Genomic DNA, 25063 nt, shown 5'->3' on the forward strand with positions numbered 1-25063 from the left:
GCCCGATGGATTCAGGCCACTGCCTGCGCGTCCATCGCGACGCCACCATCGAGGCCCTGTCCGGCCGCCGTGTCTTTTCCTGTGAGGGACGTGAAATCCGCCGGCCGTTCGGCCTGTAGGCCAATCAGCCAGCCGAGCGCCTGTTCGGTACGTTCGGCGGCGAGCCCGTCGCCGAACGGGTTCCCGACCGCGGCCATCGACTGCCGGGCCGTTTCATCGGTCAACAGCCGATGCGCCTGCGCGACGATCAGCGGCCGGTCCGTACCCACCAACCGCGCACACCCCGCGTCGACCGCTTCCATGCGCTCGGTCACGTCCCGTAGAACCAGCACCGGCACCCCGAAACTCGGAGCCTCCTCCTGAATTCCGCCGGAGTCCGACAAAACCAGGGTGGCCACCGACAGCACCCGGGCAAGATCTGAATAACTCAATGGCTCGGTCACGGTGATCCGGTCGAGCTGGCCGAGAATCTCCTGAACCTGCCCGAAAACCGCCGGATTCGGATGCGCCGGCAACACCACCTCGATATCGGGATGGGTCAGCACGATCTCCGCCACCGCACGCAGCACCCGTTCCATCGGCTCGCCCCACGACTCGCGCCGGTGCACGGTGACGAGCACCAGCCGGCGACGGCCGGCACGCACTTCCGCATCGACCGCGGCCAACCGGCTGTCCTGATAGGGGCGGCATTTACCGGCGACCTCCAGGACCGCATCGACAACCGTGTTTCCGACGGTCAACACGCGTTCGCTGGCAATTCCCTCCGCAGCCAGGTTCGCGGCCGCCACCGCTGTCGGCGTTAAATGCAGCGCCGCCACCTGACCGACCAGCTTGCGATTTGCCTCTTCGGGAAAGGGCGAGGTGAGATCGTACGAACGCAGGCCCGCTTCCAGGTGAACGACCGGAATTCGCCGCCAGAACGCCCCCAATGCACCGGCCAAGGTAGTGGTGGTGTCCCCTTGAACCACCACCGCGGCCGGCTGTCGGGTTTCCAGCAAACCGTCCAGCTCCGACATCAACTGGCCGCACAACTCGGCCTGGGTCCCCGATTGGCGGTTGACCGAAAGGGTGTGGTCCGGAATGAGATCGAATGCCTCAAGTGCTTGGGGCACCATGGTCGGATGTTGCCCGGAAGCGACCATGACTGGTCGCATTCGTCCGGTTCGGCGGATCGCCGCGGCGACCGGCGCCAGCTTGATCGACTCGGGCCTGGTGCCGGCCACCAGGAAAATCTCCGGCAGCCCAGCGGTGTTGCCCCCAACACTGTGAATCTGCACTTTCGCTTGCACGAATAAACTCCATTCCGGGCAGCATTCGGCGAACGGCCGCTGTCGACCTGATGTCTTTGTCGCCTTCGCTCTGCCTGGAGAGGAAATCTCCTCCGTGCAAGCGCTACCAGCCCCCGGCGCACAGCCTCACAGTCGGGAGCTCATTCGAACAGTGGCCGATCCGGCGAGCCCGGTAGGACCAACGGCTCTATTTGACTAGTCCTGTTTCCAAGACGTGACATCGAAGCTATGGTTCCCCGCGGGGGGCTACTCGCCGCTGCCCTGAAAACGGCCGGATATCCGCCTTTCGGTCAGCCGCTCAGGAAAAAGTGCCGCACAGCCAAACAAAAGTACGAGACCAACGGAGATTCGTCATGTCTTTCTGCCGCACTGGGAATGTCTCGGTGGCCGCCGGCATCATCGGCATCTCGTACTTCGGCGAAAGCGCACTGGGCGTGCTCGGAGAACTGCTTCTGGTGTTGGCGATGTTGCTGTTCGCGCGCCGGGTTTGGTTCCAGCTGGTGGCAATACGCCGAGAGGGGGCACATCGTGCGTGACAGCACGAACTGGGCGAGCTTGATGCTCGTCCTACTGCTGTTGTGGCCGTGTTACAACCTCGTCCTCGCGATATTTACCTGGTGGCGGCCGCGGCCGGCGGCGATTTCCGACCACAACGGCAATTCCGTCCCTTTCTGGATCGTCGTTCCGGCCCTGAACGAAGAGCGTGTGGTGGCCGCCACAGTACGAGCCGCGCTCGCTCTCGAGGAACCGAGAACACCAGTCCGGGTGCTCGTCGTGGACGACGGTTCAGACGACCGGACACCGGAAGTTCTTGCCACCATTGACGATCCACGCCTTTATGTCCTTCGGCGTGAACCACCAAATGCCCGTAAGGGCAAAGGTGAAGCGCTGAATGCGGCCTACACATTTATCCGCGACACCGCGCGCCGCGAGGGCATCTTCGACCGTCTCATTGTCGGAGTTATCGACGGCGACGGTCGCGGGGTGTCCGGCATGCTCGGCGAGGTGGCCAGCTATTTCGCGGATCCCGCGGTCGGCGGTGTTCAGTCCCGCGTACGCATTCACAACCGAGATCGACTGCTGGCATTCCTGCAAGATCTCGAATTCAGCTGTATAGCGAACGCTTCGCAAATTCTCCGGGACAGCGTGGGCAGCGCGGAATTGGGCGGCAACGGCCAGTTCGTCCGGTTACGCAGTCTCGCCACCCTCGGCGACGCGCCCTGGTCCTCGTGCCTGGTCGAGGATCTGGAGTTGGGTTTGCGCATGCATTTGGCCGGCCACCGGATTCGGTACGCCAGCAAGGCGACCATCACCCAACAGGGCCTGGTCGACGTCAGCCGAATGGTCCGCCAGCGGGCCCGTTGGGCCCAGGGGAACCTGCAGTGTTTGCGTTACGTACCAAAACTAATCGGCACTCCCACAGTGTCGTCGCTGGCACTGCTGGAATTTCTTTACTATCTGTTGGCGCCGTGGCTGATCGCGCCGGTGTCGCTGTTGGTGCTCGGCCTTGCCGCACTGACCGCCGCGGGCCTGGCCACCGGCTATGACTTCGACGGTTTCGTGGCGACTGGCCCTTCCGGGCCGCTGTCGATCGCGATCTGGTTGGCCGCGCTGATTTTCCCAGGCGTGGTCTGGGGTCTGGTACATCGGATCCAGAACGCCGACGAGCCGCTCGGTCGGACCCTGCTGGTGGGCCTCGCCTATCCGGGTTTCCTGGTGATCGGGATCGCGGCCACCTGGCGGGCTCTGGGCCGGCACCTCACCGGACGCAACTCGTGGGCCAAGACCGAGCGGCTGGTCGAAGAAGACGACAAAGACGTTGGCAACGAAGGGAACGCGGTCTCATGTGCGGAATCGTCGGTTACGTAGGTTATCGCGCGGCCGCCCCCGTCCTGCTGGACGGGCTGCAGCGGCTGGAATACCGCGGATATGACTCGGCCGGAGTCGCGCTGGTGGAAAATCAGCGCCTCGAAGTGCACCGCACGGCCGGCCGCGTCGTGCAATTACGCCGACTGATGCCCACCGATCCACCGGCCACCGTCGGCATCGCGCACACCCGCTGGGCCACCCACGGCGCGCCCACCGACGCGAACGCCCATCCGCACACCGACAACAGCGGCCGGATCGCGGTTGTCCACAATGGAGTGTTGGACAACGCCACCGACCTGCGGGCCCGGCTGGTACGCGCCGGCGTACGGCTGATGTCCGAGACCGATAGCGAGGTGCTGGCGCACCTTGTCGCCCTCAGCTCGGCTGACACCCTCGAAAGTGCCGTCCGGGAGGCTCTGCGGCAGGTCCAGGGCACTTTTGGGTTGCTGGTGCTCGATGCCCAGCGGCCCGGCGAGATCGTCGCCGCCCGGCGCGGCAGTCCGGTGGTGCTGGGCATCGGTGACCGGGAAATGATCGTCGCGTCCGACACCGCCGCACTGGTGCGCTACACCCAGCGGGTGGTCTATCTCGACGACGACGAAATCGCGGTCGTACGAGCCGACGAGTTTCGCACCGGCACCCTGGACGACCGGCGTACCACCAAAATGCCGACCGTCATCGAAGCGCCCGAAGAGGATTACGAACTCGGCGAGCACTCCGACTTCATGCACAAGGAAATGCACGAACAGGTCGAAGCGGTGGACCGGTGCACCCGAGGTCGGCTGGACGACGCGGCGGCGACCGCCCGGTTGGACGGCCTGCGGCTGGAACCACGGGACTGTCGCAAGATCCAGCGCGTCACCTTCGTCGGCTGCGGTTCCGCTTACTATGCCGGCCAAATCGGCGCGAACCTGGTGGAGGAGCTGGCCCGCATTCCGGCCGACGCCGAGCCAGCCTCGGAATTTCGTTACCGGAACCCGATTGTCGACCCCGACACGCTTTACGTAGCGGTCAGCCAATCCGGCGAAACGCATGACACGCTCGCCGCTGTCCGCGAGCTACAGCGCAAAGGCGCCACCGTGGTCGGTGCGGTCAACAATGCCAGCAGCAGCATCGCCCGGGCCTGCGGCGCCGGGGTTTTCCTGCACGCGGGGCCGGAGGTCTCGGTAGCGGCCACCAAGTCCTTCACCACGATGGTGGTCGCCTTCGCTTTGATGGGCTTGAAGCTGGGCCGGGTCCGGGACCTGCCGGCGGCCCGCGCGGAACGCCTGATCGGCGCGTTGCGCCAACTCCCGGGTCAGATCGAGACAGTTTTGAAGCAGGAGGACCACATCACCGCGATCGTCCGGCGCTATCGGGACGCCCGCCACCTATTCTATGTCGGCCGAGTACGCGGCTGGCCAGTGGCCCGGGAGGGCGCCCAGAAACTCAAGGAAATCTCGTACCTGCATGCCGAGGCCTATCAGGCCGGCGAGCTCAAGCACGGCCCGCTCGCACTGATTACCCCGCAAATGCCCACCGTCGCGGTGATTCCGGATGACGACCTGCTCCCCCGCAACATCTCCACTGTCGAGGAGATCAAGGCCCGCGGCGGCCCGGTCATCGCGGTGACCTCAGCCGACCTACCAGCCGGGCTTTGCGACGAGGTCATCCGGGTGCCATCCGGCGAACCACAGCTCGACCCGCTGCTGTCCTCGGTGGCCCTGCAGGTGTTCGCGTGGGCGTGGGCCAAAGAACTCGGCCGGGAAGTCGACCGGCCGCGCAACCTCGCCAAGAGCGTGACCGTCGAATAGCAGATTTACCCCCAGGCGTCGCCGTTTTTCGGGTGGTGACGCCGGGCCGCGTAGACGGCCGCCTCCGTACGCCTCGCGAAACCCAGTTTGTGCAACAGCGAGGAAACGTAGTTTTTCACGGTCTTCTCGGCAAGATGCAGGCTCGCGCCGATCTGCCGGTTGCTCAGTCCGTCCGCGATCAGGTCCAGCACCCGGCGCTCCTGCGGGCTCAGCAGGTCATAGCGCGGATCCGCCGGGCCATCCTCGCCGCGCAGCATCCGCAGCACCGACGTGGTCAGGTGCGAGTCCAGCAGCGAGCCGCCGGCCGCGACCGTACGCACCGCGGAAACCAGGTCGTTTCCGGAAACCTTCTTCAGGATGTAGCCAGCCGCTCCCGCCATGATCGCGCCGAAAAGCGCGTCATCGTCGGAAAAGGACGTAAGCATCAAACAGGCTGGCGGTGGCGTGACACTGCTGCGGATCTCCCGGCAGACGCTGATGCCCTCGCCGTCCGGCAGCCGTACGTCCAAAATCGCGACATCTGGTCTCACCGCCGGCACCCGGGCCAGTGCCTCGGCCGCGGTGCCCGCCTCGCCGGTCACCCGCAAATCCGGCTCGGCTTCCAACACCATCCGCAGGCCGGTGCGTACGACGTCGTGATCGTCCAGCAGGAACACCGAAATCGTCATGAATTCCGCCCTCGGGTGGCCAGTGCCGGTGTGGTGCTGGGAATCGCCGCGGTCCAGACCACCCGGGTGCCGCCGGCCGGCACCTGGGTCGCGGAGAAGTCCCCGCCGTGCCTCGCGGCGCGATCAGCCAGGTTGGCGAGGCCGCTGCTGCGGTGCCGCTGCTCGGGAATTCCCACCCCGTTGTCGTCGACGACCATAGTCAGGTGCTGCCCGGCGCGGTCCACCGACACCTCCACCAGCACGGCGGTGGCGCCGGCGTGCCGCGCGATGTTGGTCAGCGCCTCCCGCAGCGCGGCGATGAGGTCGGCACGTACGTCCGCGAGCACCACCGAGTCGACCGGGCCGTCGAAATCCAGTCGCGGCTCGAAGCCGAGCACCGCGGCCGCCTCCAGAGCCAGCCGCAGCAGCTCGGACCGCAGGCTGTCCGGCCGGCGTACCGATTCCTGCAACGAGAAGATACTGGCCCGCAGGTCGTCCATGGTCCGATCGATGTCGCGGACGAAACCGGTCATCCGGGCGGCCACCTCCGGGCGCATGATGAGTTTGCTGATCCCTTCCAGCCCGAGCCCGATCGCGAACAGCCGCTGGATCACCAAGTCGTGCAGGTCGCGGGCGATCCGGTCACGGTCCTCCAGCACGGCGAGCCGGCGCCGGTCGTCCTCGGCGCGGGCGAACTCAACCGCGAGCGCGGCGTCGTTGGCGAACATCTCGGCGAGGTCCGCTTCCCGCTCGGTGAACGGCTGCTGACCGCTGAACCGGGCGACGGTGAGGACACCGATCGGCTCGTCGCCGGCCACCAGCGGAATGCAGACGGCCGAGTCAAGGTCGGTGACCGCCGTAGGCAGGCGCGCACGGGCCGCCGCTTCCTTGGCGACGACGTGGCCGCCATAACCACGTACGAGAACCCGCCGGCCGGTGGTGAACGCCAGCCCCGTCGAGCTGCCCTCGATCGGCACGGTGATGCCCAGCACCGGCACGCCCAGATCGACACCCAGATCGACGATCTCGAAGATCAGCTCGGTGCGGGCGGCATTCGGCCGGGTGATCGCCGCGGCCGGTGCACCGGCCACCTTCCGGGCCCGCTCGGCGATCAACCGCATCGCCATCGACGGGCCCTTGCCGGCCAACATGGCCGTGGTCACCAGATGGGACGCCTCCAGCCACTGCTCACGACGATCGAGGTCGGCGCGCCGGAGCGCGCACTGGATGGCCGAGCCGGCCGCCGTCGCGAACATCCCCATCATGGCCTGATCAGCCGAGGTGAACGCGGTGCCGTCGGTTTTCGCGGCCAGGTAAAGATTTCCGAAGACACTGTCGCCGGTGGTGACCGGCACGACCAGCGGGGATTCCAACAGCGGATGGGCCGGCGGGAACCCTGCAATGGTGGGATGGTCCAACGTGTTTCCGAGCTCGGCCTCGAAGGTGCCCATCCGGTAGTCCGCACCGGAATGAATGAACTCGGCGAGACTCCCGTCCGGGGCCAGCACGCCCAAGCCGCCAAACCGCGCGGACACCAGCGCCCGCGCGCTGTCGACCACTTTCCTTAACAGGTCTGGAAGGTCATCCTCGCCCACCACGCCCGCGACGGCGTCCACCAGATGGTGCACGCTGGGCTCGCTCATGAGACACCGCCCCTGATCACCGGTCCCGCGAAGATGTCAGTCTGGCAGGCGGAACGAACCTGTGCAGCAGGTAGTGGCGACTTGGTGACCGTGGGACGTGAATGTCCAGCTAATCAGGCACCTCGGCGGTGCCGGCGAGATGCCGCCGAGGCCGACGTTTTCCCAACATTCTCCTGGCGATCCGGGGTTTGCGCGATCGTACGGTCAAATCTGCGGGCGCCGTCCAGATATGTCCAGACCAATGCCAGCACGGCGAAGAGGCCGGCGGCCACCATGAGAGCGATCCAGAACATCCTATCTCCTCAACGCATATCCTTCTGAAGAGCGCCATTTTTGGTACGACTCCTGACCAGAACGGTCGGGCAGCGCGCGAAGTCGACGGACGTACGAGTCGCCGCTCCTGGTGTCAGCAGGCCGAGATCGTCCTCCCGGTGACACCCCAGCACGAGCAGCCGGGCACTGCGTGTCCAGTCGATCAAGGCCCGGCTGGTGTGATCCCCGACAATATGGCGGCACACCCGGATATCCGGATATTGGCGCCAGCAAGCCCGCAGTCTCGCGGTGGTTTCGTGGTTCTCACCGGCTTCGACCGCCACCAGCGGCGCTTTTGTTCGCAGCGCGGACTGAAAGCCGAACTCCAGCACGTCTTCGGTGACACCGGGCGGAAAGTCGTCGTCCAGCCCGATCACCACCGGCGCGTCCGACGGGCGCCGCCAGTCCGCCTTGGTCCGCACCACCACCGCTGGGCACGTCGTACAACCCATCAGCGCGAGCCCGGTGGACGCAAACTGTGAACCGCCCAGCCGATCTCTGTCCGGCTGGCCGACAACCACCAGGGACGGCGTCCCGATCGCGGCCTCGAGGTGGCGGATCGCCGACCCCTCCGGCAGCACCGTCGAGACTCGTACACTCGGCGCCACGGCCAGCGCGTACGCCTGCGCGTTCGCCAGCAAATGCCGCGCGGCCCGGGCGATATGCCGGTCGCTATGCGGATTCGTCGACAATGCCGCGCTGGCCAGCTCCGGCGGCGCGTTGCGGACCAGCCGCAGCTCCGCCCCGCGGCTGACCGCCTCGGTCGCACCCCAGCCGACCGCCGCCAACTGATGGGCGGCCGAGTCCACCCCGACCACCACCGGGTTACGGTCCGCCACCACATCCCCCTCCCACCGATCCTTTGACCGTACGGAAGAGAAATCCCTGGCAGCAGGGTGCAAACGCCTGTTCCAGGAGGGCCTTTGGGCACTGCGTACACGGCACTTTCGGTCGCGTACGATCAGCCGTTATTTGCGGAAGGAGTCCACCTCGGCGAGCCGCCAGCCATGCGGGGCGGGGCAGGCATCGAGCAGGTAACGCAGCCGCTCCCGGGCCTCATCCTCGTCGCGGGACACCCAGAGGCCCAGGTCGTCGTGATCCACACTGTCGTCCTGGTCCGCCTGGTGTGTCGCGCTGAGCAACACGCCCCAGCGACCGGAGTCCTCGACCAGCCGCAGCCATCGGGAATCCGGTTCTTCCAGAGCGTTCCACCACACCTCTACGACACGCACAGCATCCATCATCACCGGGCGCAAGTCCCTGTCGCTTCACCGGAACAGCCGGAGACCTGCGCCGTTCGGGCGCCCGGATAGCACCAGACATCCAGGCCCCCGACCATTCGGTCACCGCGTTACAGCCTATTCGGTTTTTGTTTGCTGGCCGCGATCTTGAGAGGTCTTGATGGTACGGACCATTTGCGGTTGAAACAACAGCAGAAATGCCGCCGGAACAATCAACAACGCGGCGGCCAGTGGCGAAAGCAACACATATCCGCCGGCCGCGAGCACTCCGGTGGAGCCCAGGGTGGCGATCGCCGCGGCGCCCCACGAAATGGCCTCGACCAGGCCTTCCACCCGGGCCTGGTCCGCTTGGACCCGGCCTCGGACCAGCAGGCCGCTGCCGCCGACAAATGCCAGATTCCACCCGTATCCCAGCAGGAACAACGAAATCGGCAGCCCAGGCCAGCCCTCGACGGTGCTGGTGACCACCAAGAGCGCGGACGCGGCAAGGGTCACCAGGCTGGCCGCGATCACCCGTGCGCCACCAAAACGGTCCGTCAGCCACCCCGAAAGCGGTGCCAGCGCGAACATCCCGAAGGTGTGCACGCTCAAAACCATGCCCACCAAACCCAAACCATCGCCATGCATGTGCATGTCCAGCGGCGCCGCGGTCATGATCGCCACCATCACCACCTGGGCCGTCAGCATGCTCGCCATCGCGACCTTCACGTGCGGCTGGCCCAGCAACCGATGGATGGGCGTACCAGTGCCGAAAAGTGTCACCGTCGGCACCGGTGGCGGCCGGTACGCCACTACCAGCGCGGCCGCTACCGCGCCGGCGGTCGCGAGCACCGCCAGCACGAAGGCGCCGGCCAGCGGCGGCCACCCGGCACCGCCCACCAGCCGCGCCAACGGTGCCAGCAACAGCGGGCCGCCGACCGCCCCGATCGCACCGGCCCACACGATCGCGCCCAACACGAACCCGCGACGCTCTGGTGCGTACCACTCGGCGGCCGCATACCGCGACAGCAGCGCGCCGGCGTTCGCCATCCCGAGCAGGAACATCCCGACCAGCAAGGCGATCGGTGCCGGCCAGCACACGCCGACCAGGGCCAACACCGCTCCGAGCACGCCAGCCGCGTACCCGGCGAGCAAGCTGGTACGCCGGCCGCGCCGCGCGGTCACCGCCGTCAGCGCGATCGCGCCCACCGCCGTACCAGCGACCGCGGCGGCGCTCGGCGCGCCACCCCAGCCGGCGCCGGCCACCGTCGCGAAGACCAGGGTGCCGGCCGCGCTGGTGGTCGACATCGCGGCATTTATCAGCACGACACCGGCGAACAACGCGGCGAAGGTCCGTCGCCGCGGCCCAGCCGTACGTCCGGGAATTTTCATGTTCTCAGACTAAAAAGGCACAGGCTTTCTCAAGAAGGGCTAGCGAAAGGCGTTAGCGCTATTCTGGTTATCGATCGGAAGGAGTTTGGCCCGGATGACCTTGCAGCCGAACCGACCGCTGGACGACGTGGACTGGCACATCCTGCGTGAGCTGCAGGAGGACGGCCGACTGTCGTACAACCAGCTCGCCCGCCGGGTGAACTTGTCCTCGCCCGCGGTCGCCGAACGGGTCCGCCGACTGGAGGAAACCGGCGTGATCACCGGATACCAGGCCCGGCTCGATCCGGCCAGGGCCGGCGTCCCGCTGGCCGCTTTCATCCAGATCCGCTGCACACACGGCCGGTGTCTGCTCAAAACCGGTAAGGCCGCAGATTTCCCGGAAATCGTGGAAATCCACAAGCTCAGTGGCGACGCCTGCGCGATGCTGAAAGTGCGCGCCGCGTCATTGCGACATTTCGAGGGATTTCAAGAACAACTCGGCGAGCACGGCGAACTGCGTACGTACATCGTGCTGTCCACTCAATACGAGCGCCACACCCTCGACCAGCCGGCCGCCGACGCTCGCCCGGTGACCGAGCCGGAGGGATGGGGGTGAGGGATGCCGCAGCTGGCCACCTCGGCTGCGCCGTAGGACGTCGAGCGTTGGGCATGACCTCAGACTTGCTTGAGGTTGAAGACTGAAGCCTCAACGAGCGAAGAGAGATGCCATGCGCGCCATCCAGGTGACGGAGTTCGGCGGCCCGGAGGTGCTGGTCAGCACCGATGTGCCGGAGCCGGTTCCAGGTCCCGGCGAAGCGGTTGTTCAGGTGTCGTACGCGGACATCATTTTTCTCGACACCACGCTGCGAGGCGGTGCCGGCCAAGAGTATTTCCCGCTGCGTCCGCCGTACGTTCCCGGCGGTGCGATCGCCGGCACGGTGGCCGCGGTCGGTGCCGGGGTCGACCCCGGTCTGATCGGCCGGTCGGTCGCCAGCCGGACCAAGAACTGGGGCGGGTACGCCGAAAAGGCGCTGGTAGACGCGGCGATACTGGTCGAGGTCCCGGTTGGGCTGGATGAGCGTGACGCGGCGTCGCTGCTGCACGACGGCCTCACCGCGTACGCGCTGCGGGAGAAGGTCGGCATTCACGAGGGCGAGACCGTGCTGGTGGTCGCGGCCGCCGGCGGGCTGGGCATCCTGCTCGTCCAACTCGCCAGGAATGCCGGCGCCCACGTCATCGGCGCGGCCCGCGGGGCGGCGAAGCTGGAAATGGTGACGAAGTGGGGCGCGGGTGCCGCCGTCGACTACTCCGAGCCGGGCTGGACCGACCACCTTGACCAGCCAGCCGTGGTCTTCGACGGCGCTGGCGGACCGCTCGGACAGGCGGCCTTCGAAATCGTCGCGGCCGGCGGCCGGTTCTCCGCGCACGGTACGCCGGCCGGCAGTTTCACCGCCGCTGATCCCGAACGCGCTCGGGAGCGGAACATCACGCTCACTGGCATCGCGGAAGCGCAGGTCACGGCCGCGGAGGCCGTACGTTTCACCAAGCGCGCGCTCGCGGACGCGGCGGCTGGTCTGATCACGCCAGTGGTCGGGCAGGTGTACGCGCTGGATGATGTCGCCCAGGCGCATCGGGCGCTGCAGGAACGTACGAACGTCGGCAAGGTCCTGCTGCGCATCTGAAGTCCCGCGTCACCCTTGTTGCCGCAACCGGGCCAGCCGGGTCCGGATGCTGTCGAAATGTGCCCGCATCGCGACCGCCGCGGCCGGTCCGTCGGCGGCGACCACCGCGAGATAGATGTCGCGGTGCCGCCGAACGACCCCGGCCGGCGTCTCGTGCGGGGCGCCGAGATGGTCCCGTAACTGGTAGTAAACGTCCCAAAAGGCGCCGAGCAGCTGGCCGACCAACGGGTTACCGAGGGGCCGGTAGAGCACCTCGTGGAAGAGCCGGTCGGTCTGCGCCGACACCGCTCCGGCCAGCGCTTCGGCCGCCATCCGGTCGATGACCTCGGTGACCGGCGCCAGATCCGCGTCCGGATGCCGCTCGATAAGCCGCCGTACGAGTCCGACCTCGAGCACCTCGCGGATCTCCATCAGGTGCCCGAGCTGGGCGGCCCCCTCCGGCAGCGTCATCCTGCTGTGAAAGGTGAGTTCGTCCACCAGGCCGCTGAGTGTCATCTCGCCGACGAACATGCCGAAACCGTGCCGGATTTCCACGATGCCGACGGCCTGCAGGGCCTTCAGCGCCTCCCGGACCGAGTTCCGGCCGGCACCGAGCGACTCCATCAGCTCGAACTCGGTGGGCAGCGGATCACCGGCGCCCAGTCGACGGTCCAGAATGATCTGTTTGACCGCTTCCTGCACCTCAACCGCCCGGCCGACCCGGTGCCGCCGCGCCGCGGTCCCGTCCGTACGCGCATCGGGAAACCTCGCCGTCATCTGACCGCACCCCCTCTTGACCCCGGCAACGAGCCGTCCTAGCCTCCACCCTAACCGTTGGACATGGGATGTGGGACATCTGATGCCAGAAATGATCCCGTAGGAGAGACACCCGTGCCTGTCCCGAACCCGTCAGCCGCCGCGACTCCCTGCGCTACAGCGGCACGTTGGGCGCGGATGCCACCTGCGCCAACGAAATGCCGGCTCCCCAGCAGGACACTTCCGACGGCGACGCGGAGCATCTCTTTCGATGTTTCCACCCGATTCCCCAGGACGAGGAGGTCGCTGCCGGCGGCCAAAATTGAGCGGCGGCCGGCACCGGAATTCAGCAGAATCGAGGTCATGGACAAGTACACCGTCAGCCGGCCCACGCCCGACAACGCCCACGAGATTTATGACCTCATCGCCGCGTACGACACCGCCGTGCTCGGCGCACCGGATGTGGCCCTTGCGGACGTGGTCGACGACCTGGCCTCGGCCGAGTTCGACCTGACCAAGGACGGCTGGCTGGTACGTGACGCGGCTGGTCAGCTGGTCGGCCACGCGATGGTCCACAGCAAGGGCGGCAGTGACATTTTCCTGGCCGAGGTGAATGCCCGGATGGGCGACGCCGAGGTCGCCGACCTCCTCTGGACGGCCGTGCAGGACAGGGCCGGCGAAATTGCCACCGAGCTGGGGCACCCAGGCGGCCTGGTCGACGTGGGCATTCACCGCGCGGACGACACCAAACGCGCGTTCGCGCAGCGGCACGGCTTCAGCCCCTCCACCAGCTATCACCGGCAGCGGATCGACTTCGAGGGCACAGCTTTCAACGACACCGGCGCGGCGCCCGAACCGCCGCCCGGCTGCACCCTGCACGACGGCACCACGGACCGGGCCCGCCGCGAGGCGTACCTGATCCACCAGGAGTCCTTCGCCGACCACCACGACTTCGTCCCGATCCCGTACGAGCGCTGGTACGCCCACCACGAGTCCTCCAGCACCCATGACTGGACGCAGCTGCAAGTGGCCCGGCTCGACGACGAGCCCGCCGCGGTCGTCATCGGCAGCGACCTGTTCGTCGAGGACGAGGACTGCGGTTATGTCGCGACTTTGGGCGTACGGCCGAAATACCGCGGCCTCGGACTCGGCCGGCTGCTGCTGGTGACCGCCTTCGCGGCAGATGCCGCACGCGGCCGAAAGGGCACGATTTTGCACGTCGACGCCAACAACGTGACTCCGGCGCTCGGCCTCTACACCAGCGTCGGCATGCGTACGGTCCTGGTCATCGACGCCTGGCAGCGCCGCTTCACGCTCGCCTAAATCAGCCGGCCCAACTGTTCGACACACCGCTGCCAGGCCGGTGTTTTGGGGTTAATCATGGCGAAATGGTCTGCGTCTGACACCTTCACGAAAGTGACTTTGTCGCCGGCTGCCTGGGCCTTGGCGGCATAGCGCTCGCTTTGCTCGATCGGCACGATGCTGTCAATGTCCCCGTGCACCAACGAAATCGGCACCCCGACCGGGATTCGTTCGGACGGGGACGCCAGCGTGTACCGCTCGGGGACCGCCTCCGGAGAGCCGCCGAGCAACGCCTGCACCGCTCCCCCGCCGAGCTGCTGGTGGGCGCCGGTGATCAGATCGACCACGCCGGCCTGGCTGATCGCCGCCCGCAGCCGCACCTTCGGGCCAGAACCTGGTGCGGACGAAGGAAAACCCGGTCGGGCGGCGGCCCACACGGCCAGCTGGCCGCCGGCCGAGTGGCCGAGCGCGACCACCCGGGTCAGGTCGAGGCGGTCGTGGGCGGCCGGTCGTACGACGGTGTCCAGGCTGTCGATGGCGGCAGCCACGTCCGTGAGGGTCGCCGGCCACCCACCGCCGCTGCCTAGCCGGCGGTATTCGATGTTCACCGCCGCATAGCCGCGATTGGCCAGGTCGACCGCGAGCGGGTCGCCGAGGTCCTTGCCGTACGCGTCGCTCCAGTAGCCACCGTGGATGACCACCACGACCGGCAGTGATCGGCTCGTACCAGCCGGAAGGTGCAGGTCAAGGACCTGCGACGGATCGGGTCCATAGCGCAGCGGTACGGCCGTGGGCACCCCCGGCGAGCGGGTGGCCGACGCGACCGTGCAGCCGGCCGTGGGAGCTAACAGGGCGGCGCTGAGAAAAGACCGCAGCGCCGATCGACGTGTCATCCGCACACCCAGACGTTCGTCATCGGCCCCCGTCCGGATGGGTTTCAGCCCACTCGCTCAGGTTCGGGCGGCGGTCTCGGTGGCGTGCCGTCGCCGAACGGGCGGCCGCAGAGGCGTTCGCGGTGGTGCGGAGTCGCCCAGGTCGACACGTCCGGCCCGACCGGGACGATCCCGGTCGGATTGATGGTCAGATGGACCTCGTAATAGTGCTGTTTGATCTGCTCGAAATCAATGGTGTCACCGAAGCCCGGAGTCTGGAACAAATCTCGCGCGTACGCCCACAGAACCGGCATCTCGGCGAGTTTCTGCCGGTTACACTTGAAATGGCCGTGATACACGGCGTCGAACCTTGCCAACGTGGTGAAAAGCCGCACATCGGCCTCGGTAATGGTGTCCCCGACGAGATAGCGCTGGTCGGTGAGGCGCTCGGACAACCAGTCCAAACGTGCGAAGAGTTTGTCATACGCCTCCTCGTATGCCTTTTGTGTGCTGGCAAAACCGCACTGATAAACGCCGTTGTTGACGTCGGTGAACACCTTCCCGGCGACTTCGTCGATCTCTTCGCGGAGCGGCTCCGGATAGAGAGCCGGCGCGCCCGGTCGCTGAAAAGCGGTCCATTCGCTGGAAAGATCCAGTGTTATCTGGGCGAAGTCGTTGGTCACCCACCTGGCCGGTCGGCACGTCCACGATCGCCGGCACGGTGATTCCCTTGCGGTAGTGCGGATCCCTGGCGAAGAACGCCTCCTGCAGCCGCTCGATGCCCAGGGCGTGTCTCCTCATTCCAGGTGGATGAGGAGACGCGCCCTAGCACCGGATCGCGGCCGCCCGGGTCGAGGTCGAAACTCCAGCTCCGTTCGTCGTGCGTCGGCCCGGCCATCGCCAGCGACAGCGCGTCTTCCAGGCCGAGCAGCCGGCGGACGATCGCGGCCCTGTTCGCCTACGGGCAAGCGCGCGCGACGACCAACCGATAACGCCCAGGCTCCACCGGAAAACCGTCCCGCCCGTCGGCGGTGATGCGCGTTCGGAGATAGGTCTGGTCCCGCTCGTACTCACCGTCGGCCATGGCCCAATCGTACGCAGAGACGTCAGCCGGACACCGAGGTCGCTTGGTCTGGGGCACTGTTCGGGGCACTCTGCCGAACGATCCTCGCGACCGTCTCCCGCAACCATCGATGCGCGGGATCGGCGTCCAACCGCAGGTGCCAGGCCTGGCTGAGCCGTACGGTCGGCAGGTCGAGCGGGATGTCCATCACGACCAACGGCATGGCGGCCGCCGCCCGTACGGCGAATTCCGACGACACCAGCGCCAGCACGTCCGATTCCAGCGCGAAGAAACAGGCCGCACTCGCTGTCGGAACGGTGGCCAGCACCCGGCGGCTGAGGTTTTGAGCAGCCAGCACCTCGTCGACAACACTGTGCATGCGGCCGCGGCGAGACACCGTGACGTGCGGAATCTCAGCGAACCGGGCCACTGTCAAAGGATCCTTCGCGTACGACGTGCCAGCCCGCGCGACGGCCACGATGTGGTGCTCGCCAAGGTCGCTGCTGCGTACGTCGTGCGGCAGGTCCGGCAGCGCCCCAATGTCCAGGTCGATCCGATCCCGCAGGTCAACCGGATTCTCGTCGCCCTCCGGCAGGATCCGCAGCCGAACGCCCGGAGCCTCCCGCGCCGCATACCCGCTGAGCGCCGCCCCGACGCCAATCGCGACCGCGTCGTTCGTCCGGATCGCGAAATCCCGCCGTACGTCCGCCATGGCGACCTCCCAGCGCGGCTGCAGCGCGGCCATCGCACCGGCCAGCGCGGCCTCCACCCGCGGCCGCAGCTCGCAGGCCCGCGGGGTCAGCGTCAGACCACGCCCGGACGGCACGAGCAGGGGATCGCCGACCACCCGGCGGAGCCGGCTCAGGGTGCGACTCATCGCGGACGCGGACACGCTGAGCTGGGCGGCCGCGCCGGTGACGCTCGCCTCCCGAAGCAACGCGTCCAGCGCCGGAAGCAGGTTCATGTCTGGCAGTTGCATCGGGCGCAATCCTGACTGTACATATCGGAACTAGTGCGCAGTAGTGGTGTCAGCGAGTCTAGATCCATGATTGATTCACGCCACCGCGCGACCGCTCTCCTGGTCGCCGGCTGCTTCTTTATGGAGAACCTGGACGGCACCATCGTGTCGACCGCGGCGCCGCGGATCGGCACCGCGCTGGGAGTGCCGCCGACCGCCGTCGGTCTCGTCATCACCGCGTACCTGCTGACCCTCGCGGTGCTGATCCCGCTCAGTGGCTGGCTGACCGCGCGCTTTGGTGCGCGCCCGGTGTTCCTGTCCGCTATCGCGATCTTCACCCTCGCGTCGGTCGCCTGCGCCGCCAGTACGAGTCTCGGTGTCCTGGTGGCCATGCGCGTCCTGCAAGGAGCCGGCGGCGCGATGATGGTGCCGGTCGGACGCCTGGTCGTACTGTCCAAGACCCGGAAACCGGACATCCCGCGGATCATGTCCTACATCGTCTGGCCCGGCCTGGTGGCGCCGGTCGCCGCGCCCCTGCTGGGCGGGATCATCACCACGTACGCGACCTGGCAGTGGATGTTCCTGCTCAACATCCCGCTCGGCATCGGAGCGTTTTTCGTCGCCTGGCGACTGATCACCACCACCGCCGGCCCGCGGCCCGGCCGGCTGGACACCGGTGGCGTCGTCCTCACCGGGGTGGCGCTGGGCGGCCTCACGTACGCGGCGCATCTGCTGTCCGAGCCGCATGCCGCGGTGCCGCTGGTGGTGGCGATCATCGCGGTTTCCGCGGTGGCCGGCGCGATCGCGGTGCGGCACCTGCTGAAAACCGCCGCTCCGCTGATCAATCTGGGTACGCTCCAGGTCAGGACTTTCCGAGCGTCCGTCACCGGCGGGGCGCTGTTCTGGCTGACCGCCGGCGCGGTGCCTTTCCTGCTTCCGTTGCTTTTCCAGGAAATCTTCCACTGGAGCCCGGTCAAGTCCGGCGCGATCGTGCTTTTCGTTTTCGTCGGCAACATTGGCATCAAACCTGCGACGACTTACCTGCTCAACCGTTTCGGCTTTCGTACGCTGCTGCTGGCCTCGACAGTTGGCCTAACCGCCACTGTGATCGCGTGTTGTTTCCTGACCGCGGACACGCCCGTCGCGCTGATCGCCTTGGTGGCGCTCCTTAGCGGTGTCGCTCGCTCGGTCGGACTGACCGGCTATTCCACCATGGCCTTCAGCGACACCCCGCCGGACCACTTGCGCGACGCGAACACGCTGCTCGCGACCACCCAGCAAACGGCAGCCGGCCTGAGTGTCGCGGTCGCGACCGTCGCGCTGAGCCTGGGCAACACGTTGGTCGGTCCGGCGGCCGCCTACACCGTCGCTTTTGGTGTCCTCGCGGTCATCCCGCTCCTGGCTACGATCGGCGCCGCTCGCCTGCACCGCACCGCCGGCGACGCCGTACGGCAGCCTAGGCTGGCACTTTCCGGCGAGAGAAGAAGGTGAGAGCGGCACCCGCGAGCAGAATCACCGCAGTGGCCACGAAAACCGTCCGCATCCCCAGGTGGCCGCCGACCAGGCCGCCCAGGATCGGGCCGAGGACCTGGCCCGCATACTGGGCGGAAACGCTGTAGCCGAGCACCTGACCGACCGCCGAGTTCGGCACCCGATGCCGAATAGCGGCGGCAATACAGGGCAGCAGACCACCAAGGCAGAAGCCCATCAGGAGCCGCAGAACTCCGAGCTCATAGATGTTTGTGGCGGCGGCTTGGGCGAACAGCAGGACGCCGGCGGCCAGCAGGCAGCCGATGATGACGGTAATATGCCCGACACGATCCGCCAGCCGTCCCAACCGCGGGGCCGAGAGAATGCTGCCGGCGGCGCCGACCGCCATGATTATTCCGGAAATGGTGGCCAGATTGGCCGTACTGCCGGTCAGTTGCTGTACGAAAACCGTGATAATCGGCTCGATGGACATGGTCGCGAACATCAGCAGGCTCGCGGTGCCCAGCAGCACGATCACCTGGCCTGGACGGGTGATCTCCGACCACAGTTTTACTCGTACGCCCGGATTTTTCGCCGCGCGGACGACGCGCTTTTCCTTCAGCAGAAAGCAGGTCGCCAGAAACGTAAGGAAGATCAGTCCGCCGGCCGCGAAGAACCCCTGCCGAATACCGATAGTGGCCGCTGCCACCCCACCGATCAATGGACCGGCGATGTTGCCGGCCATCACGCCACCGGACAGCACCCCCAGGGCCCAGGCCGTCCGGGATTTCGGGGTCTGCGCGGCGACCATGATCGTCGATCCGGAGGCATAACCGCCGACCAGACCGACCAGCAGTCGGAGCCCGACCAACTGCCAGATATTCTGCGACAGCCCAATCAGCGAGATCACGATCGCCATGCCGAGGCTGGCCCTGATCAGCATGGATTTGCGCCCGTACCGATCCGCGAGCATGCCCCAAATCGGCGCGGTCAGCGCGGCCGTCAGAAAAGTGGCACTGTACGCGATGCCCGACCACTGCACGATCGCCGCGTGCCCGCGAACGCCGAGTTGTTCAACATAGAGCGGCAAAGACGGCAGCAACAAAGTCATCGCGACAATCGTGGTGAAGGAACCGACAAGACACACGACAAGATTGCGCTTCCAGTGGTCGTTCACCGTCGTCGCCGTGTCGTTCGCCTGGTCCACCTGTGCCATGAACCCTGTCTATCACCAGAACCAGGAAAACCCCCGCGGATTATCCCGGTGCATGGGATTAACCGACATTATCCCGCAGCGTGGGATTCCTCGTCGCGATCCACGTAGCCATTGCCGGTGAGCCACCCGCGCAGCAGTTCCAGCCGCGCCGCCCGCGGTTCGTAACCAATGATGACGGGCTGCTCGTTGTACGGCATGGAGTCCGAACTGCGGCGCAGTTTGATGTATTGCCCGCAGGCGTCGATGGCATAGCGCTCCATGTCGTCCTGCAGCGCGCCGATCACGGTGATCCCGCTGTCCGCCCCAATCTGGCCGAGCAGCGACACCGCCTCCCGCCGGTGCTGCTTGCCCAGGTTCCGGCCCAGCTCGTCCAGAATCAGCGTCAAGGGCCGGTCTTGCGCACCCGCCATCGCCGCCGCACAGACCAACTTGACGGCTTTTTCATCCATCTGGGCGGTGTTGCCGCGCCGGTTGTACGCGATCAGCCGCTTTCCCTCCGCGCGGCGCCATTGCGGAGTGACCTCCCAGGTCCAGGGCTGCGTCGGGTCGCTCGGCGCTTCTGGCACCGGATAATGCAAAGAAGCGCCGTACCCGCCGTATTTGCGGTCGATCCGGTCAAACTCGTCGGACACTGACTTCAGCCGGTTCTTGATCGCGTCGGCGAGCGACGATCGATAGGCGCCGGCCGCCTGCGTTGCCTGGCCGTGGCCGAGCCGGGCGCCTTCCAGGTCCTTGTGCCGGTCGGTACGCTCGGTACCGATCTGCCGGCGCTGGTGCCCGTCGAAAGTTTCCTGCTGGCGCAGGTAACCGGCGACCGCCGTGCGCAGCGCCGGAAACGCCTGCCGAGCCTGCGCGGCCCGGCCGGCGCCATGTCCGTGGTATTGCTGGAACAGATTCCGCAGCTCACTGGGCACCACATTGTCTGGTGATGCAGCGTCGCCGCGGTCCGGGAAGCATTTCGCGATCGCGGTGGACATCTGCCGGTCGGCTTCCAACCACCAGTCGTTCTCGCTCCACGTCTGGTGCGATTCTTCCAGCGACAGCACATACGTGTGCGCCTCATCGAGGGTGTGGCCCCATTCGGTGAGCAACTCCCCCAGCTGTGTTTGCGCGCGCTGCGCTTCCAACTCACCGCGCTGGTCCTGCATTGTGGTGACGTCCCGGGAAAACCGGTCCCGCTCCTTGAGCAGGTTGTCGACGATCCCGTTCCGGGTAGCCGCGTCGCCGACCATCTTGTCCCGCTCTCGGGCGGCCACGTCGAGCTTGCTCTGCACTTCCGCCAGCTCGGTGGAGATCTTCTCCCGCTCCACCCGGTTGGTTTCGATCGCCTCTCGGATAGTGGCGACTTCCTCAGCAGCACGGGAGCCAAGCACCCGACGTTCGGCGTCACGTACGACCACGTCGGCGGCGGATTTTCGTTGCTCGGAAACGACCAACAGGTCCCGGAGATTCTCCAGCTCGAACTCGGCGCGGGAGATACGCTGCACCCGGCCGGTGGTCGGCTCCGCGAAACCACCCACGATCACCGCGCCGCTGCCGATGTCGGTGACCCGCTCCGGATCGTCGCCCAGCTCGTACTGTCCGGCCAGCGCCACCAAAAACCCGGACAGGTCGAACCGGCGGTCGGTACTTTCCGGCACATCCTTGGGTTTGCGGCCCTTCGCGGGCTTGGCCGGGACAACCACGGACCCCGGCTCGCCGACCAACGCTCGTACGGCCGCATCCAGGTTTTCCGTCGACACTACGACAGCCTGCCGGTAGGGCGCGAGGATCGGCTCCCAGCGGGCCCGCTGGGCGTCACTCACGCCGACGGCGTCAGCGACCGCGATCGCCTCAATGCCGGCGGTCGCGAGCAGGTGCAGCTCCTGCTGCGCCAGGTCCTCGCCAGCCTCCGCCGAGCGCAGTCGTACAGCGGCAGCGGCGACCCGACTTTCGGCCACTCCGCAGGCTTTCACCGCGTCTTGCTGGGCGGCGACCGCGGTTTCCAGCTCGACGAGGGCGGCCTTCTCCTCGCGACCGTCCGCGTCCCGGGCGACTTCCTGGAGCGTGTCCGCCTTCTTCAGGTCCTGCTCGATCCGGTCGTCCCGGCGGGCCAGTTCGCTTTCCAGATACCGCTCCCGGCCGGTCAGACCGCGGTGGGTTTCCATCACCAGCCGTTGCTTCTGCTGGAACTCGTCGTCGTTGGAAACCTCGTTGATCTGGGCCGAGATCTCCCGGATCTTGTCCTTCTTCTCGGTGATTTCGTCGGCGAGCCGGTCGATGGTGAAGTCGAGGCTCTGTTTTTCTTCGTACGCCTTGGTAACAGCGACCGCGACCCGGGACCGCCAGGCCCGCTCGGCCTCGACGACGGCGGCCCGGGCCTCGTCGCGATCGTCAATGCTCGCCTCGATAGCCCGCGCGTGCTCTTCCCACTCGCCCAGCAGTTCCTCCGCCCGGGCGACTTTGCGCTGCTCTTCGTGCTCGCGGATCCGGCCGACCCGCTCCTGCTCGATTTCCCGGTCCAGCCCGGTCAACGCGGCGATCGCGGAGAAAATCCGGTGCGCGGGCAAGTCGTTCAACGGCTGCGCCAACAAGTTGGCGGTGGCACTGGCTCGTACGGACGTGGAAAGGAACGAAACGCACCGGACATGGTCACCGAACAACACCCGAGGCATTTCGCGAGCCGACAGGTCACCGCGCCGGCGGCCACGTTTTGGCAGTGTCGCCCAGGTTTCGTCGGCGGACTTCTCCCGATCGGCCTCACTGCGGCCGATCGGCAACTTCAACCCGTCGGCCCACCGGAACACCACGTGCGGGCTGTGTTCCCGGTCGATCCGGATCCACACCGTCAGCGCGCTGTCCTGCAAGGTCGGCAGGGTGTCTGCCGCTGGATCGGCGAAAACACCGATGATGTAGCCATGCTTGGCGTCCGACCACCGGCCTTCCTGGCCGGCGTCTTCGGCGGTGAACAACAGATCCAGCGCGGAGGTGGCGCCGGAGTTGAACCGCCACTGGTCGTCGGCGTGGATGAAACTCGCCGAACCGATCAGCGAGGATTTGCCGGCACCGTTGGAATCCTTCGGCCCCTGACCGGCGACCGCGATCAGGCTGGCAGCGCTGATCGGGATCGGATGCATGGACAGCCTGGAGATGTGTACGGTCTGCAGGCCGACCAGGACCCGGCCACCGACCACGTCATCGTCGTATCCGTCATCCGTACGCGCCACTGCTGCGGGCAAGATTTTCCTTCCGTTAAAGACTAACGAGTGCCACGGCGGGCGCGGATGGCGGCGGCGAGCGGGGTCGCCGGCCCGGCCGCGAGAATCAGCTCGTCCTGCAGCCGGCGGGAGGCCGCCGGGGTGAGCCGGTGCAGCTGCGGACCGGGTTGGTACGAGGCACCCTCGGTGGTCGGGTCGGCGCCGCGGACCATCTGGATCAACCCGGCGCCGCGCAACCTGGCCAGCGCGTCGGTCATCGGCCGACCACCGGCCAGCTGCGAGATTCGCCGCAAATGCGTGGGAGTAGTGGGAAAATTCGACACCCAGGTGCCGGGTGGCAGTTTCCCCTCCGATCGCGGAATCGCCACCGAGTGCACCAGGATGATCGTCAGGATCGCCCGGTCCAGCTCCGGCAGCACACCCCAGCCACGGTCGACCAGTTGCTCGGCGATGTCGTCGCGATAACCGGAAGTCCACAGACCGGGGCCAAGCGAGACGAGCGTACGACCGGATTTCGCCAGCAGTGCGTCCACCCGCTGGCGCAGGGTGGCATCGCGCAACGCACCGAGCTGCAGCTCGGGCACCGGCTCACTGCTGTATTCCAGGGCCGACCAGGCGGCCACCACCTGATCCCGCTCCCGGTCGCTCAGGGCGTCCAGCAGCGGCGCGTACAGATCCGTCACTCGGGCCTCCGCGGCCCCGGCGTGTCCCGGCACAGATCCCGCAGGCTGGCGAGGTCGGACTCCGGCCACAGCGCGACCGCGGGACCGAGCCGGACCGAACTCGCCGGCTCGTCCAGCAGCAGCCAGCGGTGCGTCGCCAAACGCCGCAGCGCACCGACGGTCAGGATCCGGGTCGACTCCGCCGAGCGGCCCGGCGCGAGCTGGCCGGCGACATCCAGGATGTCGTCGAAAGAAGCCGGAATCCCTGGCCAGGGCCGGTCCGACTGCTCACCCCAACAGCACCGCAGGCAACACAGCAGCACCCGGTTGGTCTCGTTCGGCTGGTCGACGGTGAGCAGGCTCAGGCCCAGCTCGCTGACCACCGACGGCGTCACGTCGTCGGGCGTACCAGCGATCAGCCACGCCTTCTGGGAGCCGGGCTCCGGGAGCCGCCGCAGGCCCGGCGGAGTCGGCTCCTCGGCGTCCACCAGCAGCGGTCCGGTGGCCCTGGCGCGGGCCAGCCAGAGCGCGGAGTCCAGCGTCACCGGGCCGCCCCAGCCCGCCGGAACCAGCCGTGCGTCATCCAGTGCGCCGCACCCACGCCGCTCAGCTCCACGGTGTCCTCCCAGTCGATCCGGTACGCCAGCTCCGGGCTGTTGCTCGCGGCGGTCAGATCCGCGAACACCCGCCGAGCCGTCGTCCAGTCCCCCACCTCGCGCAACACTTCCGGAATGCTGACGGCATCACGGCCGCCAAGCAAATCCTCGGCCAGTACGCGCAGCCGCTCGAGGTCCGCGTCGACGCGTACGGCACCCTCGGCGGCCTGCCGGTCGGGCAGCGCCGGACGCGGTGGCGGGATGCGCGTCGGCACCGGCTTGGCAGTGGTGGCCAACGCCTCGTCCAGCGCCACCGCGTCATGCCACGCCGCCGGCGCGTCAAAGACGTGGTTGGCCAGCACGTCCGCCAACTCTCGTACAGTGGCTCGCTTCGCGAACGAGTTCCACATCTCCACCGGCAGCAGGTCGAGTGCGCGGGTGGCACCCGCGTCGTCCGCGAGTCGCGCGGAAGCCGACTGGGAAGCATCCCGGTACGCGTCGACGCCGGCCCGCATCTCCATGCAGGCCCGCCCCATCGACGGCCACCGCTCCAGGATCTGCCCGTGTACGCCGGTCGCGCGGGTGATCAGCTCGTCCGCGCTCCACAGCAACGGCGCCCGCTCCCGCAACGACTCGATCGTGCCGCCGACCGCCAGCCCGACCAGCTCGTTCGCCAGCAGCCGGAAAGCCCGGGTGATCTCCGCCGCGACCCGCCGCGCGTCCCCCTCGGTCGCGTCCCGCGACTCCAGATTGATCCGCTCGATCGCGAGCAGCTGATGCAGCTCCGCCTGCCCGCCGGTACGCAGCATCCGCTGGACGAACAGCAGCGACACGTACGCGGTGAAGGACGCCTGGAACTCCCGCGCGTTCGGCTTCTCGAAGGCCGGTCGGATGGCCTTGAGCTCGCGCAACACCCGTACCCGCTCCTCGGCCACGGCCCGCGGGTAGTGCCGGCAGGCCGCATGCATCTGCTCGACTGTGAGGCCCCGCTCGCCGGCCTCCGCGAAGGCCGCGAAGAGGGTCTCCGCCACGTCGAACATCGCCGGATCGGTGATTACCGACCGCGCGCCACGCCCCAACACCGACACGATCTGCCGGTAGACATCGACGACGGCGACCTCGGCGGCCCAGCCGTCCAGATTCGGTTCATCGGACTCCACAACTGC

At 67.2% G+C, this 25063-nt stretch carries 22 protein-coding genes and 1 pseudogene; 7 read left to right on the top strand and 16 right to left on the bottom strand.

The window, feature by feature from the left end; all coding sequences use genetic code 11:
* Nucleotides 1-11: 11 nt before the first annotated feature.
* Nucleotides 12-1289, bottom strand: a complete 1278-nt coding sequence (gene wecB, locus ABD301_RS26310; RefSeq protein ID WP_344313122.1) for a non-hydrolyzing UDP-N-acetylglucosamine 2-epimerase — start codon at nt 1287-1289, stop codon at nt 12-14.
* A 353-nt stretch (nt 1290-1642) separates the two neighbouring features.
* On the opposite strand from wecB, the gene ABD301_RS26315 reads away from it, so the two are divergent.
* Genes ABD301_RS26315 through glmS form a run of 3 tightly spaced genes read left to right on the top strand, consistent with a single transcriptional unit; the run spans nt 1643 to nt 4951 of the window.
* The gene (locus ABD301_RS26315; RefSeq protein ID WP_163566741.1) at nt 1643-1825 is read left to right on the top strand and encodes a hypothetical protein; all 183 of its coding nucleotides are present in this window, start codon (nt 1643-1645) and stop codon (nt 1823-1825) included.
* Nucleotides 1818-3158: a glycosyltransferase family 2 protein gene (locus tag ABD301_RS26320; RefSeq protein ID WP_344313123.1), complete on the top strand. Its 1341-nt coding sequence runs from the start codon at nt 1818-1820 to the stop codon at nt 3156-3158. The genes ABD301_RS26315 and ABD301_RS26320 overlap by 8 nt, the downstream gene beginning before the upstream one ends.
* The gene (gene glmS / locus ABD301_RS26325) at nt 3134-4951 is read left to right on the top strand and encodes a glutamine--fructose-6-phosphate transaminase (isomerizing) (RefSeq protein WP_344313124.1); all 1818 of its coding nucleotides are present in this window, start codon (nt 3134-3136) and stop codon (nt 4949-4951) included. The genes ABD301_RS26320 and glmS overlap by 25 nt, the downstream gene beginning before the upstream one ends.
* Before the next feature lie 5 nt (nt 4952-4956).
* On the opposite strand, the gene ABD301_RS26330 is transcribed toward glmS, so the two are convergent.
* The 6 genes from ABD301_RS26330 to ABD301_RS26355 form a co-directional block, all read right to left on the bottom strand.
* Entirely contained in the window at nt 4957-5619 is a 663-nt protein-coding gene (locus ABD301_RS26330) for a response regulator (RefSeq protein WP_344313125.1), read from the bottom strand.
* Nucleotides 5616-7241 carry a sensor histidine kinase gene (locus ABD301_RS26335; RefSeq protein ID WP_344313126.1) on the bottom strand — a complete coding sequence of 542 codons (1626 nt, stop codon included), beginning with the start codon at nt 7239-7241 and terminating at the stop codon, nt 5616-5618. The genes ABD301_RS26330 and ABD301_RS26335 overlap by 4 nt, the downstream gene beginning before the upstream one ends.
* A 113-nt stretch (nt 7242-7354) precedes the next feature.
* Complete coding sequence (locus ABD301_RS26340) at nt 7355-7534, bottom strand: hypothetical protein (RefSeq protein ID WP_163566740.1); 180 nt, start codon at nt 7532-7534, stop codon at nt 7355-7357.
* A 9-nt stretch (nt 7535-7543) separates the two neighbouring features.
* Nucleotides 7544-8395: a universal stress protein gene (locus ABD301_RS26345; RefSeq protein WP_344313127.1), complete on the bottom strand. Its 852-nt coding sequence runs from the start codon at nt 8393-8395 to the stop codon at nt 7544-7546.
* Nucleotides 8396-8521: 126 nt separating this feature from the next.
* Nucleotides 8522-8785 carry a hypothetical protein gene (locus ABD301_RS26350; protein WP_344313128.1) on the bottom strand — a complete coding sequence of 88 codons (264 nt, stop codon included), beginning with the start codon at nt 8783-8785 and terminating at the stop codon, nt 8522-8524.
* Nucleotides 8786-8911: 126 nt separating this feature from the next.
* Nucleotides 8912-10165 carry an MFS transporter gene (locus ABD301_RS26355; protein ID WP_344313129.1) on the bottom strand — a complete coding sequence of 418 codons (1254 nt, stop codon included), beginning with the start codon at nt 10163-10165 and terminating at the stop codon, nt 8912-8914.
* Between the two features lie 94 nt (nt 10166-10259).
* On the opposite strand from ABD301_RS26355, the gene ABD301_RS26360 reads away from it, so the two are divergent.
* Together ABD301_RS26360 and ABD301_RS26365 are read left to right on the top strand one after the other, a co-directional pair.
* Complete coding sequence (locus ABD301_RS26360; RefSeq protein WP_163566736.1) at nt 10260-10760, top strand: Lrp/AsnC family transcriptional regulator; 501 nt, start codon at nt 10260-10262, stop codon at nt 10758-10760.
* A 112-nt stretch (nt 10761-10872) separates the two neighbouring features.
* Entirely contained in the window at nt 10873-11826 is a 954-nt protein-coding gene (locus ABD301_RS26365; protein WP_163566735.1) for a zinc-binding dehydrogenase, read from the top strand.
* A gap of 9 nt (nt 11827-11835) precedes the next feature.
* Here ABD301_RS26365 and ABD301_RS26370 read toward each other — a convergent pair whose 3' ends face one another.
* Nucleotides 11836-12582 (bottom strand): FadR/GntR family transcriptional regulator, encoded by a 747-nt coding sequence (locus ABD301_RS26370; RefSeq protein ID WP_344313130.1) that lies wholly within the window; start codon nt 12580-12582, stop codon nt 11836-11838.
* 342 nt (nt 12583-12924) lie between these two features.
* On the opposite strand from ABD301_RS26370, the gene ABD301_RS26375 reads away from it, so the two are divergent.
* A complete protein-coding gene (locus tag ABD301_RS26375; protein WP_163566734.1) occupies nt 12925-13884 on the top strand; it encodes a GNAT family N-acetyltransferase in 960 nt (319 codons plus the stop codon).
* On the opposite strand, the gene ABD301_RS26380 is transcribed toward ABD301_RS26375, so the two are convergent.
* From ABD301_RS26380 to ABD301_RS26390, 3 genes and pseudogenes are all read right to left on the bottom strand, one after another.
* The gene (locus ABD301_RS26380) at nt 13881-14756 is read right to left on the bottom strand and encodes an alpha/beta hydrolase family protein (RefSeq protein ID WP_344313131.1); all 876 of its coding nucleotides are present in this window, start codon (nt 14754-14756) and stop codon (nt 13881-13883) included. The genes ABD301_RS26375 and ABD301_RS26380 overlap by 4 nt on opposite strands.
* A gap of 44 nt (nt 14757-14800) precedes the next feature.
* Nucleotides 14801-15819 (bottom strand): annotated as a pseudogene (locus ABD301_RS26385) (glutathione S-transferase family protein).
* Nucleotides 15820-15841: 22 nt separating this feature from the next.
* Nucleotides 15842-16777, bottom strand: coding sequence for a LysR family transcriptional regulator (locus tag ABD301_RS26390; protein ID WP_344313132.1), 936 nt, complete (start codon nt 16775-16777; stop codon nt 15842-15844).
* Between the two features lie 66 nt (nt 16778-16843).
* Here ABD301_RS26390 and ABD301_RS26395 point away from each other — a divergent pair, with 66 nt between their 5' ends.
* Nucleotides 16844-18247, top strand: coding sequence for an MFS transporter (locus ABD301_RS26395; protein ID WP_344313133.1), 1404 nt, complete (start codon nt 16844-16846; stop codon nt 18245-18247).
* Here ABD301_RS26395 and ABD301_RS26400 read toward each other — a convergent pair.
* From ABD301_RS26400 to ABD301_RS26420, 5 genes are all read right to left on the bottom strand, one after another.
* The gene (locus tag ABD301_RS26400) at nt 18213-19442 is read right to left on the bottom strand and encodes an MFS transporter (protein WP_344313134.1); all 1230 of its coding nucleotides are present in this window, start codon (nt 19440-19442) and stop codon (nt 18213-18215) included. The two genes, ABD301_RS26395 and ABD301_RS26400, sit on opposite strands and share 35 nt — an antisense overlap.
* Nucleotides 19443-19510: 68 nt before the next feature.
* The gene (locus tag ABD301_RS26405; protein ID WP_344313135.1) at nt 19511-22660 is read right to left on the bottom strand and encodes a coiled-coil domain-containing protein; all 3150 of its coding nucleotides are present in this window, start codon (nt 22658-22660) and stop codon (nt 19511-19513) included.
* A gap of 20 nt (nt 22661-22680) precedes the next feature.
* A complete protein-coding gene (locus ABD301_RS26410) occupies nt 22681-23322 on the bottom strand; it encodes a hypothetical protein (RefSeq protein ID WP_163566887.1) in 642 nt (213 codons plus the stop codon).
* Nucleotides 23319-23846: a hypothetical protein gene (locus ABD301_RS26415; protein WP_344313136.1), complete on the bottom strand. Its 528-nt coding sequence runs from the start codon at nt 23844-23846 to the stop codon at nt 23319-23321. The genes ABD301_RS26410 and ABD301_RS26415 overlap by 4 nt, the downstream gene beginning before the upstream one ends.
* Complete coding sequence (locus ABD301_RS26420) at nt 23843-25057, bottom strand: hypothetical protein (protein ID WP_344313137.1); 1215 nt, start codon at nt 25055-25057, stop codon at nt 23843-23845. Before ABD301_RS26420 ends, ABD301_RS26415 begins: the two co-directional genes overlap by 4 nt.
* Between the last annotated feature and the right edge of the window lie 6 nt (nt 25058-25063).

The sequence above is a fragment of the Fodinicola feengrottensis genome (assembly GCF_039530045.1).
GTDB lineage: Bacteria > Actinomycetota > Actinomycetes > Mycobacteriales > HKI-0501 > Fodinicola > Fodinicola feengrottensis.

What these genes read in the sequence shown, in the direction of transcription:
- ABD301_RS26370 (WP_344313130.1), bottom strand. Translation starts at nt 12,582, where the DNA reads ATGACGGCGAGGTTTCCCGATGCGCGTACGGACGGGACCGCGGCGCGG.
- ABD301_RS26340 (WP_163566740.1), bottom strand. Translation starts at nt 7,534, where the DNA reads ATGTTCTGGATCGCTCTCATGGTGGCCGCCGGCCTCTTCGCCGTGCTG.
- ABD301_RS26360 (WP_163566736.1), top strand. Translation starts at nt 10,260, where the DNA reads ATGACCTTGCAGCCGAACCGACCGCTGGACGACGTGGACTGGCACATC.
- ABD301_RS26390 (WP_344313132.1), bottom strand. Translation starts at nt 16,777, where the DNA reads ATGCAACTGCCAGACATGAACCTGCTTCCGGCGCTGGACGCGTTGCTT.
- ABD301_RS26400 (WP_344313134.1), bottom strand. Translation starts at nt 19,442, where the DNA reads ATGGCACAGGTGGACCAGGCGAACGACACGGCGACGACGGTGAACGAC.
- ABD301_RS26365 (WP_163566735.1), top strand. Translation starts at nt 10,873, where the DNA reads ATGCGCGCCATCCAGGTGACGGAGTTCGGCGGCCCGGAGGTGCTGGTC.
- ABD301_RS26380 (WP_344313131.1), bottom strand. Translation starts at nt 14,756, where the DNA reads ATGACACGTCGATCGGCGCTGCGGTCTTTTCTCAGCGCCGCCCTGTTA.
- glmS (WP_344313124.1), top strand. Translation starts at nt 3,134, where the DNA reads ATGTGCGGAATCGTCGGTTACGTAGGTTATCGCGCGGCCGCCCCCGTC.
- ABD301_RS26330 (WP_344313125.1), bottom strand. Translation starts at nt 5,619, where the DNA reads ATGACGATTTCGGTGTTCCTGCTGGACGATCACGACGTCGTACGCACC.
- ABD301_RS26375 (WP_163566734.1), top strand. Translation starts at nt 12,925, where the DNA reads ATGGACAAGTACACCGTCAGCCGGCCCACGCCCGACAACGCCCACGAG.
- ABD301_RS26395 (WP_344313133.1), top strand. Translation starts at nt 16,844, where the DNA reads ATGATTGATTCACGCCACCGCGCGACCGCTCTCCTGGTCGCCGGCTGC.
- ABD301_RS26335 (WP_344313126.1), bottom strand. Translation starts at nt 7,241, where the DNA reads ATGAGCGAGCCCAGCGTGCACCATCTGGTGGACGCCGTCGCGGGCGTG.
- ABD301_RS26315 (WP_163566741.1), top strand. Translation starts at nt 1,643, where the DNA reads ATGTCTTTCTGCCGCACTGGGAATGTCTCGGTGGCCGCCGGCATCATC.
- ABD301_RS26355 (WP_344313129.1), bottom strand. Translation starts at nt 10,165, where the DNA reads ATGAAAATTCCCGGACGTACGGCTGGGCCGCGGCGACGGACCTTCGCC.